Source organism: Kitasatospora sp. NE20-6, assembly GCF_045862635.1.
In genome coordinates, this window is sequence record NZ_BPRL01000019.1 from 140,037 (window position 1) to 152,346 (window position 12,310).

Genomic DNA, 12,310 nt, shown 5'->3' on the forward strand with positions numbered 1-12,310 from the left:
CCGGGTCCTCGGGGCCGTCGGGTTGCCGTGGAGGTCCTGTCCGGGAGCGTAGGGACCTCCGGACGGAAGGGCAATAGGTCTGGACCATCGCACGGTGACGGACATGTGACGGATCGTCGACGCCGATCGGACGCCGGAGGCAGTGGAAGACGCAGCGGCGGACGGCGGCGGGGGCGTCCGGAACGGCCGACGGCCGGGCGGGCCGGTGCGCAGGGCACCCGACCCGCCCGGCCGTCGCCGGGCGTGCGTCCGCCGGCCTCAGCCGAAGGGGTGGTACGCCGGGGGCGCCTCCGGTGCGGCCTGCTCCGCGACGGGGGCGGCGGGTGCGGCCGAGGTGGGGGCGGGCGGGGCGAAGGGGTCGAAGTCCGGCGGGGGCACGCGCACCGGGGTGCCCTTGCCGGGCGCCGCGACCTCCTCCTCCGCCTCGGCGGCGGGGGCCGGGGCGGGCGGGGCGAAGGGGTTGAAGTCCGGCGGGGGTACGCGCACCGGGGTGCCCTTGCCGGGCCCGGCCGGCGCAGGGGCCGCCGCCACCGGGACGGGTGCGGCGACAGGCCGGGGCGCCGGCGCTGCCGCCGGGGCGGTGGTCACGGTGCCGAACGGGTCGAGCGGCGCGTTGGCGACCACCGTGCCGAACGGATCGGCCGTGGCCGGGGCGGGGGCCGCCGCCACCGGCGCAGGTGCGGGCGCGGGAGCCGCCGGGGCGGCAGCGCCGCCGGTCGGGGCGGGCGGGGCGAAGGGGTCGAAGTCCGGCGGGGGTACGCGCACCGGCGTGCCCTTGCCGGGCCCGGGCGCGTCCTGCTCAGCTGCGGGTGTGGCCGGGGCGGGGGCCGGGGGAGCGAAGGGGTTGAAGTCCGGCGGGGGTACGCGCACCGGCGTGCCCTTGGGCCTCTCCTGGGCGGGCTCCACGACGGCGGCGACCGGTACGGCGGCCACCGGGGCGGGCACGGCGGGTGCGGGTGCAGGTGCGGGCACGGCGGGTGCGGTGACGGGTGCGACGGGCGGTGCGGGCGGCATCGGGGGCATCGCCGGAGCGGCCTGCGCCGGGGCGTACGGCTGCTCCACGACGGGCTGCGGTGCGGGTGCGGAGGCCTGAACCTGAGCCTGGGCCTGGGCTGCGGGCCGGGTGCGGACGACGCCGTCCCAGCCGAGCTGGACGCTCAGCAGGACCTGCGCGAACACCTCGGTGTAGAGCTCCCAGTCCTCCGCCTGCACCGTGCCGAGCTGGAGGGTCAGCGTCGTGGCGCCGTCCGGGAGCGGCACGAAGGCCTCGACCACGGAACCGGCGACCCGCTGCTGCGCGCCGTCCGCACCGAACGGGGCCGGCACGGCGGTGCTGCGCGGTTCGACCAGCAGGGCGGCCGGTCCGGCGGGCAGCAGCACCGTCCAGACCTCGGCGTGCGGGCGGGCGTCGGCGAGCCGGTGGGCGGTCTCGTCGGCGGGGCCGTGCACGGGGTGCAGGGCGACGGTCAGCGAGGCGTGGGTGAGGCGGCCGGCGGCGCGCAGCGCGGCGAGGCCGGCGAACACGACGCCCGCCTCGGCGGCCCCGGCGGCGAGCGACGCCGCGATCACCGACCACTCGCGGCGGGCTGCGGGGCCGCTGCCCGCGAAGAGCTCCTCGGCGACCTCGGCGAGGTGGCCGGCCACGGCCGCGCCGTCGCCGTGCGCGGTCAGCGGGTGGAAGACGGACGGCACGACCAGGCGCACCTCCACGCCGGAGCCGGTGGACAGCTCCTCCGGTCCGCGGGTGGGGCGCTCCGAGGCGAGCGCGGCCAGCGGCTGCGCGAAGGGCGGACGCCGTGCGGCGTCGCCGGCCTCCGGCACCACGGGCAGCCGGAAGGCGTCCGCGGTGACCGGGGCCCCGCCGCCGACCGGGACGCCGCGCACGTGGCCGGCGCCGTAGCGGGCGGCCAGGGCGGCGACCGCACCGGTCGCCGGGCCGGGGCGCCGCGCCGTGCCGGCGGAGACGACGGTGCCGAGCCCGCGTACCGTCAGCAGGCCGGTCCCGGCGGTGCCGAGGCGCAGGCCGAACAGCCCGTCGGCGGAGGGGTGGGCGTCACGGCGGAAGGCCGCCAGCGTGTCCAGCGGGTAGTGCGTGGACCGTTCGTCCAGCAGTGTCTCGGCCAGTACGTCGAGTGTGGCCGCGATCCGCTCCGCGCCCGCGAAGCCGTCCAGGGTCATGCGCCGAGCCCCCTCGCTCTCGGTGGAAAATCTGTCCACTTTCTATCAGACCCGGTGGACGGCGCGGCCGGTGCGGGCGGCACCCGGGCCGGTGCGGGCGGTGACGTCAGGCCGTGCCGTCGCCGGCGAGGCGGGCCAGGGCCCCGGCCATGCCGTCGACGGCGAGCAGGCCCAGCAGGTCGCGGGCCAGGCCGGCGGCCGGGCCGTCCGCGCGTTCCTCGGCGAGGAACGTCGCGAACTCCGCGGCGAGCGCCGGTTCGCGGGCCGCCGTCAGGGCGAGCGCGGCGACCAGTTCCTGCACCAGCTGCAGCTGCAGGGCCTCGCGGGGTACGGCGCGTTCGCCGAGCCAGTCGAGGGAGCTGATCTCGGCGTTGGCGATCCACGCCCGGACGGTGCGGCGCACGCCCGGGCCGGGCTCGGCCGGGGCGAGGTGCAGCAGGATCTGCTCCTGCGCGGCCCGCCGCACCTCGTCGATCACCGCGCTGGTGCCGGGCCCGGACGTCACCGAGCCGCCGCGCAGCAGGGCGGCGAAGCCGGGGCCGTGGCTCTCCACGAAGTCGAGGTAGCGGTCCATGACCCGCAGGAGGCGTTCGGAGAGCGGGCCCTCGGCGGGCTCCTCGAAGCGGGCGGCGAGCTCGCGGCCCGCCCGGCGCAGCGACTCCTCGTAGATCGCCTGCTTGCCGGGGAAGTAGTGGTACACCAGCGGGCGGGAGGCGCCGGCGGCGGCCGCGATGTCGTCGATCGAGACGTCCTCCGGGGGGTGGCGGCTGAAGAGGTCCAGGGCCACCGTGATCAGCTGCTCCCGCCGCTCGTCGACGCTGAGGCGGCGGCGCGGGGCCTTCTCGGCGCGGCCGGGCTGTTCCTCCGAGCTGGGCGCCGCCGGGGGCGTACGGGAAACCATGGCGCCACCCTACCGAGGCCCGGCCCCCGGCATGATCGTCCGGTCGCGGGCCCGTCCGTCGGTCCGCCCGTCCGCCGGTCCGCCCGTCCGTCCGGCCGAGGACCTGACGAAAGTCTGACGGACACCCGCTGCCCCTGGTCCCGGGCGGGCAGGGGTGGTCGAATCGTGGTGTGAACGAATCCTCCGGACCGGGTACGCCGGTCGGACGCCGGGTGGTGCTGGGCATGCTGGGCCTCGGCGTGGCCGGCGTCGCCGCCGGGCCCTCGCTGCAGCGCGCGGTCGAGGCGGTGACCAGCCGCGACCCGACCGGTCTGAGCGGTGTGCTGCCCGGCGGCGGGGGGTTCCGGTACTACTCGGTGGTGTCCTCCGTGCCGAACCGGGACGCCTCCGACTACGCGCTGACGGTGGACGGCCTCGTCGAGCGCCCCGCCTCCTACCGCCTCGCGGACCTGCTGGCGATGGAGCAGACCCGGATCGTGCACGACGTGCAGTGCGTCACCGGCTGGCGGGTGCCGGGCACGCCCTTCGAGGGGGTGCGGCTCAGCCGGCTGCTGGAGCTCGCCGGGGTGCGGGACGGCGCCACGGCCGTCCGCTTCACCTGCTTCGACGGGGAGTACTCCGAGAGCCTCACCCTCGACCAGGCCCGCCGCGACGACGTCCTGGTCGCCGTGAAGATGCAGGACCGGCCGGTGACCCACGCGCACGGCGGCCCGGTGCGGCTGTACGTCGCGCCGATGTACTTCTACAAGTCGGCGAAGTGGCTCTCCGGCATCACCGTCACCCCCACCGTCCGGCCCGGCTACTGGGAGAACTACGGCTATGACGTCGACGCCTGGGTCGGCCGCTCCAACGGACGCGACGATGCCCCCACCGGCTGACGGCGGCAGGGTCCGCCGCTTCGCCCGCGCCGAGCGGTGGGTGCACCGGACCACGGCCGGCCTGATGCTGGTCTGCCTGGCGACCGCGCTGGTGCTCTACTACCCGCCGGTCTCCGAACTGGTCGGCCGGCGGCGGCTGGTCGTCGTGGTGCACGAGTGGTGCGGCCTGATGCTGCCGGTGCCGCTGCTGCTCGGGCTCGCCTCCCGCGCGCTGCGCGCCGACCTGGTGCGGCTCAACCGCTTCACCGCGAGCGACCGGCAGTGGCTGCGCGCGGTGCGCCGCCGCTCCTGGGACCGCCCGGCGGGCAAGTTCAACGCCGGGCAGAAGCTGTACGCGGCGTGGATCGCCGGTGCCGTGCTCGTCATGCTCGGCACCGGGCTGCTGATGTGGTTCACCCACCTCGCGCCGCTGGTGTGGCGCACCGGCGCGACCTTCGTCCACGACTGGCTGGCGGTGGCCGTGGCGGTCGCGGTGGGCGGCCACGTCTGGATGGCGGTGCGCGACCCGGAGGCCCGGCGCGGCATGCGCACCGGGTCCGTCGACCCGCTGTGGGCCGTCCGCGAGCACCCCGAGTGGGATCCTCAGGACGACCGGCGGAGCTCCAGGTAGCGGCGGTAGGCCTCGCGCCCGTCCGACACGAACTCCCATGCGGCCAGCCGCTCGTCGAGCTCCTGCGGGGTCAGCCAGCCGTGCCAGGCGACCTCCTCGACCTGCGGCTGCACCGGGCCGTCCCAGCGGGCCTCGTAGATGTCGCACCACCACGACAGGCCGTTCTCCGCGTAGAGGTACTTGAACAGCGGCACCGGCCGCACCCCCTGCACGCCGAGCTCCTCCTCGGCCTCGCGGACGGCCGCGTGCCCGTACGTCTCCCCCGCGCCGACCACGCCGCCGACGAAGCAGTCGTACGCGCCGGGGGCGAAGAGCTTGGTGTCGGTGCGGCGGTGCACGAAGATCCGGTCCTGCGGGTCGCGGACGAGGATGAACACGCAGCGGTGGGTGAGGCCGTCGCGGTAGACCTCGGCGCGGGTGGCGGTGCCGACCACCCGGTCCTGCGCGTCGACCACGTCCAGCACCTCTTCGGCGGGGTTCGTCATGGTGCAGCACGCTACCGGGGTCGGCACCGCCGGGGCTGCCGGACTATCGTTCGACCGGGGGGCACCGGCGAGGCGAAGGCAGGGCGGGCACGTGACAGCGGTCGAGATCTGGGGCGAGACGGCGGAGGGTTTCGAGCCCGTCCGGGAGGCCTTCGCCCGCAACTTCCGCGAGTACGGCGAGCTCGGCGCCGCGTTCGCGCTGTACGCCGACGGCCGCAAGGTGGTCGACCTGTGGGCCGGCGACGCCCGCCCCGAGGTCGGCGGCCGGCCCGCCCCCGCCGTGCCGTGGACGGCCGACACCGCCCAGGTGCTGCGCTCCGTCACCAAGGGCCTCACCGCCGCCACCGCGCTCCACCTCGTGCAGCGCGGCGCCCTCGACCTGGACGCGCCCGTCGCCTCGTACTGGCCGGAGTTCGCCGCCGCCGGCAAGGGACGGATCCCGGTCCGCTGGCTGCTCTCGCACCAGGCCGGGCTGCCCGTGCTCGACGTGCCGCTGCGCCTGGAGGACCTGCTCACCTGGGAGCCCGCGGCGGCGGCCGTCGCCGCGCAGGCCCCCGCCTGGGAGCCGGGCACCGCGCACGGCTACCACCCGTACACGTTCGGCTGGCTGGTCGGCGAGGTCGTCCGGCGGGTGAGCGGGCGCAGCATCGGCCACTACCTGGCCGAGGAGATCACCCGGCCGCTCGGCCTCGACCTGTGGATCGGCCTGCCCGCGGGTGCCGCGCCCCGGGTCGGGAAGCTGGTCGACCTGCCCGCGCCGCCGGCCGCGCAGACGGGCCCGAACGGCCTGCGGGTGCGGCCGAAGGCCGCCGTGGTCCGCGCCTACCAGGACCCGACGTCGCTGACCGGCCGGGCGTTCGGCGCCGTCCGCGCGACCGTCGACCTGAACGACCCGGCGGTGCAGGCCGCCGAGGTGCCGGGGGCGGGCGGCATCGGTACGGCCCGCTCGGTCGCGCGGTTCTACGCGGCGCTGATCGGCGCCGCCGACCGGCACGGCGGCACGCCGGGGGAGCGGCTGCCCGCGCTGTTCGGCCAGGACGTGCTGAAGGAGGCGATGGGCCCCGCGGTCAGCGGCCCGGACAAGGTGCTGATCGTCAACACGACCTTCGGCCACGGCTTCTTCCGGCACGGCGGCACCTCGCCGATGGCCTCCCCGGCGAGCTTCGGCCACCCGGGACGCGGCGGTTCGCTGGGCTTCGCCGACCCGGAGCTCGGCATCGGCTTCGGCTACGTCACCAACGGCATGCAGCCCGGCGTGACGGGAGACATCCGCTCGCGGGCGCTGATGGCGGCCGTCCGCACCTGCCTCGGCTGACGCCCCGGCCGGCCGCCCCGCACCCCGTACGGACCCCGCCGCGCCGCCACGCCCCGCGCGGGGCACGGCGGGCCGTGCCCGTCAGTCCGCCACCCCCAGGCCGTGGTCGCGCAGCCACTCCAGCTGCCGCTGCTGCTGCGAGGACCGCCCGCCGGCGTGGTCGCCGAACGGCCACACCTCCATGTCGGCCTTCCCGCCGTACCGGTGGTACGAGGCGAAGACCGTGGACGGCGGGCAGACCGGGTCCATCAGCGCCGCGCTGAAGAGCGCCGGCGCGGTCGCCCGGGGGGCCAGGTGCATCCCGTCGGCGTACGCGAGCGTGGCGAACGTCTGCTCGACGTTCCCGCGGCTGTGGAACCGCAGGTACTCGGCGACCTCCCGGTACGGGCCGTCGGAGGAGATCTCCACGGCCCGCCGGACGTGCTGCAGGAACGGCACGTCGACCAGGGCGGCCGCGACGAGCCCGTCGGCGAGCGCCGCCGCCGCCAGCGCCAGCGCGCCGCCCTGGCTGCCGCCCGCCACCACCACGCGGTCCGGGTCGACCTGCGGCAGGCCGCGGACGAAGTCGACGGCGCGCACGGCGTCGGTGTACAGCCGCCGGTAGTAGTAGCCCTCCGGCGACTCCACGCCGCGGGTCATGAACCCGCCGACCCACTGGGGGCCGCCGGGGTGCGGGTCCGGGGTGTCGTTGCCCTGGCCGCGGCTGTCCACGACCAGGGAGACGTAGCCCGCGGAGGCGAAGAGCAGCCGCTCCACCGGCAGCCCGCGGCCCTGGCTGTAGCCGAGGTACTCGACGACGGCCGGCCGCCGCCCCTCCGCGCCCCGCGGCACCAGCAGCCAGGCCGCCACCGGCTCCCCGCCGAAGCCGGGGAAGCGCACGTCGTACACGTCGACGCTGCGCAGCAGGCTGCCGGCGACGGGGGTGACGCGGGCGCCGCCGTCGCCGTGCGCCCGCGCACCGGCGAGCGTGCCGTCCCAGAAGGCGTCGAGGTCGGCCGGCCCGGCCGCCTCGGGGCGGTAGCGGAGCAGCTCCTCGTGGGGCAGGTCGGTCAGCGGCACGGCGTCTCCTCGGTCGGCGGGCGGCCCGGCGGGGCGGGTGGCGGGACTCGGCGGGTCAGATCAGGCCGCGGCGGGCGGCCCAGACCGCGGCCTGCAGCGGGGTCCGCACCCCGATGCGGTCGCACAGGACGCGGATGCGCCGCCGCAGGGTGCGGCTGGACGTCGACAGCCGGCGGGCCACGGCGTCCAGCGGCAGCCCCTCCGCGAGGAGGAGGAGCAGCTGGTGCTCCTCCGGTGCGAGCAGACCGGTGGCGGGGCGCCGGGTCTGCGGCTGCGGCGCGGGCTGGGGTCGGCCGTGCGGCGCGGCCGCCGCGGGCAGTGCAGCCGTCCGGGTGCGGGCGCGGTTCAGGGCGGTGGGCGCGTGCAGGGTGGTGGTCGCGTGCATGGTGGCCTCCTTGCCACGAGGGGGTGGGATGCCCGGGTCAGATCGGCAGCCGGGCGCCGTCGCGCAGGTAGAGCGGGATCCGGTCGATGGGGGCGTCGGCGGTCACGGCGGTGCCGCCGGGGTGCACCTCGCCCGTCCAGGCGCAGCGCCATTCGGCGCCGGCCGGCAGGTGGACGGTGCGCGAGCGGGCCCCCGCCTCGGTGACCGGGGCGACCAGCAGGTCGGGACCGAGCAGGAACTCGTCCTGGACCTCCCAGGCGGCCGGGTCGTCCGGGAACTCCACGAACAGCGGCCGCATCGGCGGCACGCCGGTCTCCGCGGTGTGCCGCATCTGCTCCTGCAGGTACGGGCGGAGCCGCTCGCGCAGGTGCAGGTAGTGGCTGAAGATCTCGTACGCCTCCTCGCCGTACGACCAGACCTCGTTGGGGCCGCCGGTCATCTCGGGGCCGAGCGGCATCCACGGCTCGCGGTAGCCGTGCAGGCGGAAGAGCGGGCAGAACGCGCCGTACTGGAACCAGCGGACGATGACCTCGCGGTAGGCCGGGTCGTCGGGGTTGCCGCCGTGGAAGCCGCCGATGTCGGTCGTCCACCACGGGATGCCGGAGACCATGACGTTGAGGCCGGCCTTGATCTGGTCGCGCAGGGTGGCGAAGTCGGTGCCGATGTCGCCGGACCACAGGGCGGCGCCGTAGCGCTGCGCACCGGCCCAGGAGGAGCGGTTGAGGGTGACGACCTCGGTCTCGCCGGCGGCGAGCATGCCCTCGTGGAAGGTGCGGGCGTTCTCGCGCGGGTAGAAGTTGCCGACCTCCAGGCCGGGGCCGGCGTGGTAGCGGAGGTTGGCCTGGTGGCCGGGGTTGATCTCCGGCTCGCAGGCGTCCAGCCACCAGACCTTGATGCCGTGGGCGAGGTAGTTCTCCGAGATCCGCTCCCACAGGAAGTCGCGGGCCTCGGGGTTGGTGGCGTCGTAGAACGCGACCTGCACGGTGGAGTCGACGCCCTTGTCGGGCCACTCGGCGTGCGCCATCGGCCCGTACTCGGTGCCGATGAGCAGGCCGCGGCGCTCCAGCTCGGCGTGGTTCTCGCTGAGGGGGCTGACGGAGGGCCAGACGGAGACCATCAGGCGCACGCCGAGCTCGTCCAGCTCGCGGACCATCGCGGCCGGGTCGGGCCACTCGGCGGGGTCGAGCTTCCACTCGCCGAGGTGGGTCCAGTGGAAGAAGTCGTTGACGATGACGGAGAGCGGCAGGCCGCGGCGCTTGTGCTCGCGGGCGACGGCCATCAGCTCGTCCTGGGTGCGGTAGCGCAGCTTGCACTGCCAGAACCCGGTGGCCCACTCGGGGAGTTCGGGGGAGTGGCCGGTGACGTCGGCGTACCGCGACAGCGTCTCGGCGGGCGTGCCGGCGGTGATCCAGTAGTCGAACTGCCGGGCGCTGTCGGCCACCCAGCGGGTGCCGTTGACGGCGAGCTCGACGCGGCCGATCGCCGGGTTGTTCCACAGCAGCAGGTAGCCGCGGTCGGAGAGCAGCACGGGGATGGTGACCTCGGCGTTGCGCTGCACGAGGTCGATCGTGGCGCCCTTCTGGTCGAGCAGGCCGTGCTGGTGCTGCCCGAGGCCGTAGATCTTCTCGCCGTCGTAGGCGGCGAAGCGCTGCTCCAGGCGGTGGTAGCCGTTGCCGGTGGGGGTGTAGAGCCGGGCGCCGGGCCACCAGAAGTGCGCGGGCTGCTCGGAGAGGAGCTCGCTGCCGTCGGCGCGGAGGAACCGGACGATGCCGCGGTCGGTGATCTCGGCGGTGATCGCGCCGTTGACGATGCGTCCGACGGTGCCCTCGTTCTTCACCACGGCCTGCGGCGCGGCGGGCGCCTCCTCGGCGAGCGCGCCGGGCAGGCCGTGGTGCAGCCGTCCGCCGCGCACGGCCCGGACCCGTACGGCGTCCGGGCCCCAGGGCTCCAGCCGCAGGCTCTCCAGGTGGCCGTGCCACTCCAGGGCGCCGCCGCTCTCGCGGAGCACACCGGGGCCCTCGGGCTTCTCCGGCGGGGCAATGGGTGAAGGGTGGTTCACGGACGGCTCCTGGGGTTGCGCGCGGGCAGCGCGGGGCACGCCGGCGGCGGGTGGTCCGCCGGCGGGCGGGATCGGTGGGGGCCGGGCGTGGTGGGGCCCGGTGTCCCGGGGATCGGCGATGCGCGCGAGCAGCCCGGTGGTGCGGTCTTCGTGCTTCGTGCTTCGTGGAGTGGCCGACGATGCGTCAGGCACGGTGCGGCGCGGGGCCGCTGCTCTCCCTCATGGTGAGGGTGGGGCTGAGCAGGGTGAGCCCGGAGGTGTCCTCCCCCGCGGCCTGCGCCATGAGGAGTTCCACGGCCCGGCGGCCCATCTCCTGGGCGGGGATGGAGACGGAGGTGAGCTGCGGGGCGGAGTGCAGGGCGACCTCGTCCGGGCAGATCGCGACGACGGAGACGTCCTCCGGGACGGCCCGCCCGGACTGGCGGAGCTGGCTGAGCAGGTGCGGCAGGGCGGCCTCGTTCTGCACGACGAAGCCGGTGGTGTTCGGCCGCTCCTGGAGGATGCGGGAGAGGGTGCCGCTGGCGGCCTGGTGGCCGGCGCCGCAGGGCCGGTGCAGGTGGCTGACGCCGCGGGCGGCGGCCTGCTGCCGGAATCCGGCCAGGGTGCGTTCGGCGAATCCGGTGTGCCGGCGGTAGACCGACTCGGCGGCGCCGATCAGCGCGATCTCGCGGTGCCCGAGGTCGGCGAGGTGGTCGGCGGCGAGCGCGCCGGTGGCCTCGAAGTCGAGGTCGACGCAGGTGAGCCCGGCCGGGTCGGCGGGCAGGCCGATGAGTGCGGCGGCCGCGCCGGTCTGCCGCAGCAGCGGGATGCGCTCGTCGTCGAGCTCGACGTCCATGAGGATCATCGCGTCGGCGAGTCCGCTGGCGGCGATCCGCTTCACCGCGGACGGCCCCTCCTCGCTGGTGAGCAGCAGCACGTCGTGGGCGTAGCGCCGGGCGGTGGTGGTGATGGCGATCGCGATCTCCATCATCACCGGCACGAACATGTCGGTGCGCAGCGGGATCATCAGGGCGATCACGTTGGACCGGTTGCTGGCCAGGGCCCGGGCTCCCGCGTGCGGGTGGTAGCCGAGCTCGGCGATGCTGCGCTCCACCCGCAGCCGGGTGTCCTGCGAGATGGACCGCTTGCCGCTGATGACGTACGAGACCGTGCTCGGGGACACCCCGGCGTGCCGGGCGACCTGGGCGAGCGTGACCATCTGGTGCTCCATCTCGCGACACGGCCGGGCGCCGGTGGTGAAGCGCTTCGACGATGTCTGCTGTGCGGCTCGATGCTGTCCTGCCGGGAGAGCTTAGAGAGGCAGATGGGCTGTGTCCAGACCTGGTGTCGAAGCGCTTCACCAACCCGTTCGCACGGGTTCCGGGGTCAGGCCTGCCCGGTCTCGAAGCGGCTGATGCGGCCGCCGTCGACGGTGAACCGCCAGGCGGTCCTCATCTCGCCCCAGGTGTCGTTCCGGTAGTTGGCGACCAGGGCGAGGCCGCCCTGCTTCTCGGCCTGCACCTCCATGCGGCCGCGCGAGGAGAAGATCTCACGGTCCGCCCAGGCGGCCAGCGGGCGGTCCGCGCCGTCGTCCGACATCGTCGCGTCCGGCGTCAGCGCGGCGAAGAACGCCGTCGGGTCGCCGCCGTTGATGGCGGAGACCAGGGCGCGGACGGCGGGATGGGAGAGCTTGGCGGCGGGAATGGTCATGGCGGGGGACTCCTTCGGTCCAGGGGCGGCACGGTGCCGTGCTTTCCAGAGACCACGGGGTCCGCCCGCCCGCCAGCGGCCGTGCGCCGTCCGCGCCCCGCCTCCCGGGGGAGGGGCGTGACCTGTGCTTTGATCCGCTTCCGGGGGCAGCCGCGGGCAACCGCCGACGGAAGGGAGCCCTGGATGGGGCCGGCCGAACTGATCGTCCTGACGTTCCCGCACGAGGTCATCACCGCGGAGGAGGCCCGGGCGCTCGGTGCGCTGCGGACCGCCGGCGACATCCGGGTGATCGACTCGCTCGTCGTGTCGCGGCACGCCGACGGCGGGATCGGCTACGCCGAGGTCGGCGAGGTGGAGCACCTCCGCGGGACGGTCGCGGCCGGCGGCCACGGGCTGCCGCTCATCGGACCGGAGGACGCGCAGGAGGCGGCCGGGCTGCTGGAACCGGGCACCGTCGGCGTGCTCGTCCTGATCGAACACCTGTGGGCGCGGACCGCCGCGGAGGCGCTCGCCGCGGTCGGCGGCCGGATCGCCTCCGGGGTGCGGATCCCGGAGGAGCGCATCGAGGCCGCCGTCCGCGCCGCGGAGGCGCGCAGCCGCGCGGAGCGCTGACCGCCGCACCCAGGCCGGGGCCGCCCCGCGGCCGCAGCGGGTGGGTGCGCGGGCGGGCGCGCCCGGCCCGGTGCGCGCCCGCCAGGATTTCCCGCCCCGGGGCGCCCCGCGCTCTGGTCGCGGCGCGCACGGTCCGCTA

General features: G+C 76.0%; 12 protein-coding genes. 4 read left to right on the forward strand and 8 right to left on the reverse strand.

Annotation, left to right across the window (positions count from 1 at the left end; all coding sequences use genetic code 11):
* Positions 1–258 precede the first annotated feature (258 nt).
* Both SNE206_RS17035 and SNE206_RS17040 read right to left on the reverse strand, forming a co-directional pair.
* Entirely contained in the window at positions 259–2,178 is a 1,920-nt protein-coding gene (locus SNE206_RS17035; RefSeq protein ID WP_407914217.1) for a hypothetical protein, read from the reverse strand.
* A gap of 106 nt (positions 2,179–2,284) precedes the next feature.
* Positions 2,285–3,079: a TetR/AcrR family transcriptional regulator gene (locus SNE206_RS17040; RefSeq protein ID WP_407914218.1), complete on the reverse strand. Its 795-nt coding sequence runs from the start codon at positions 3,077–3,079 to the stop codon at positions 2,285–2,287.
* A 224-nt stretch (positions 3,080–3,303) separates the two neighbouring features.
* Between SNE206_RS17040 and SNE206_RS17045 the strand changes: the two genes are divergently transcribed.
* On the forward strand, positions 3,304–3,957 hold the full coding sequence (locus tag SNE206_RS17045; protein WP_407914257.1) for a molybdopterin-dependent oxidoreductase: 654 nt from the start codon (positions 3,304–3,306) through the stop codon (positions 3,955–3,957).
* Positions 3,941–4,567 (forward strand): cytochrome b/b6 domain-containing protein, encoded by a 627-nt coding sequence (locus SNE206_RS17050; protein ID WP_407914219.1) that lies wholly within the window; start codon positions 3,941–3,943, stop codon positions 4,565–4,567. Before SNE206_RS17045 ends, SNE206_RS17050 begins: the two co-directional genes overlap by 17 nt.
* Here the strand turns inward: SNE206_RS17050 and SNE206_RS17055 are convergent.
* On the reverse strand, positions 4,540–5,052 hold the full coding sequence (locus SNE206_RS17055; protein ID WP_407914220.1) for an NUDIX hydrolase: 513 nt from the start codon (positions 5,050–5,052) through the stop codon (positions 4,540–4,542). The genes SNE206_RS17050 and SNE206_RS17055 overlap by 28 nt on opposite strands.
* Positions 5,053–5,143: 91 nt before the next feature.
* Between SNE206_RS17055 and SNE206_RS17060 the strand changes: the two genes are divergently transcribed.
* Complete coding sequence (locus SNE206_RS17060) at positions 5,144–6,367, forward strand: serine hydrolase domain-containing protein (protein WP_407914221.1); 1,224 nt, start codon at positions 5,144–5,146, stop codon at positions 6,365–6,367.
* Positions 6,368–6,448: 81 nt separating this feature from the next.
* Here the strand turns inward: SNE206_RS17060 and SNE206_RS17065 are convergent, their stop codons facing one another.
* From SNE206_RS17065 to SNE206_RS17085, 5 genes are all read right to left on the reverse strand, one after another.
* The gene (locus SNE206_RS17065) at positions 6,449–7,426 is read right to left on the reverse strand and encodes an acetylxylan esterase (protein WP_407914222.1); all 978 of its coding nucleotides are present in this window, start codon (positions 7,424–7,426) and stop codon (positions 6,449–6,451) included.
* A 55-nt stretch (positions 7,427–7,481) separates the two neighbouring features.
* Complete coding sequence (locus SNE206_RS17070; protein ID WP_407914223.1) at positions 7,482–7,811, reverse strand: DNA-binding response regulator; 330 nt, start codon at positions 7,809–7,811, stop codon at positions 7,482–7,484.
* Between the two features lie 37 nt (positions 7,812–7,848).
* Positions 7,849–9,870 carry a TIM-barrel domain-containing protein gene (locus SNE206_RS17075; RefSeq protein WP_407914224.1) on the reverse strand — a complete coding sequence of 674 codons (2,022 nt, stop codon included), beginning with the start codon at positions 9,868–9,870 and terminating at the stop codon, positions 7,849–7,851.
* 184 nt (positions 9,871–10,054) lie between these two features.
* A complete protein-coding gene (locus tag SNE206_RS17080; RefSeq protein WP_405014146.1) occupies positions 10,055–11,068 on the reverse strand; it encodes a LacI family DNA-binding transcriptional regulator in 1,014 nt (337 codons plus the stop codon).
* A gap of 167 nt (positions 11,069–11,235) precedes the next feature.
* On the reverse strand, positions 11,236–11,559 hold the full coding sequence (locus SNE206_RS17085; RefSeq protein WP_407914225.1) for a nuclear transport factor 2 family protein: 324 nt from the start codon (positions 11,557–11,559) through the stop codon (positions 11,236–11,238).
* Between the two features lie 183 nt (positions 11,560–11,742).
* On the opposite strand from SNE206_RS17085, the gene SNE206_RS17090 reads away from it, so the two are divergent.
* Positions 11,743–12,171: a DUF6325 family protein gene (locus tag SNE206_RS17090; RefSeq protein WP_407914226.1), complete on the forward strand. Its 429-nt coding sequence runs from the start codon at positions 11,743–11,745 to the stop codon at positions 12,169–12,171.
* The last annotated feature ends 139 nt before the right edge of the window (positions 12,172–12,310 follow it).

Bases quoted from the DNA above. Each gene is read 5' to 3' on its own strand.
- SNE206_RS17040 (WP_407914218.1), bottom strand. From the start codon at position 3,079: ATGGTTTCCCGTACGCCCCCGGCGGCGCCCAGCTCGGAGGAACAGCCC.
- SNE206_RS17035 (WP_407914217.1), bottom strand. From the start codon at position 2,178: ATGACCCTGGACGGCTTCGCGGGCGCGGAGCGGATCGCGGCCACACTC.
- SNE206_RS17070 (WP_407914223.1), bottom strand. From the start codon at position 7,811: ATGCACGCGACCACCACCCTGCACGCGCCCACCGCCCTGAACCGCGCC.
- SNE206_RS17045 (WP_407914257.1), top strand. From the start codon at position 3,304: ATGCTGGGCCTCGGCGTGGCCGGCGTCGCCGCCGGGCCCTCGCTGCAG.
- SNE206_RS17090 (WP_407914226.1), top strand. From the start codon at position 11,743: ATGGGGCCGGCCGAACTGATCGTCCTGACGTTCCCGCACGAGGTCATC.
- SNE206_RS17085 (WP_407914225.1), bottom strand. From the start codon at position 11,559: ATGACCATTCCCGCCGCCAAGCTCTCCCATCCCGCCGTCCGCGCCCTG.
- SNE206_RS17080 (WP_405014146.1), bottom strand. From the start codon at position 11,068: ATGGTCACGCTCGCCCAGGTCGCCCGGCACGCCGGGGTGTCCCCGAGC.
- SNE206_RS17055 (WP_407914220.1), bottom strand. From the start codon at position 5,052: ATGACGAACCCCGCCGAAGAGGTGCTGGACGTGGTCGACGCGCAGGAC.
- SNE206_RS17050 (WP_407914219.1), top strand. From the start codon at position 3,941: ATGCCCCCACCGGCTGACGGCGGCAGGGTCCGCCGCTTCGCCCGCGCC.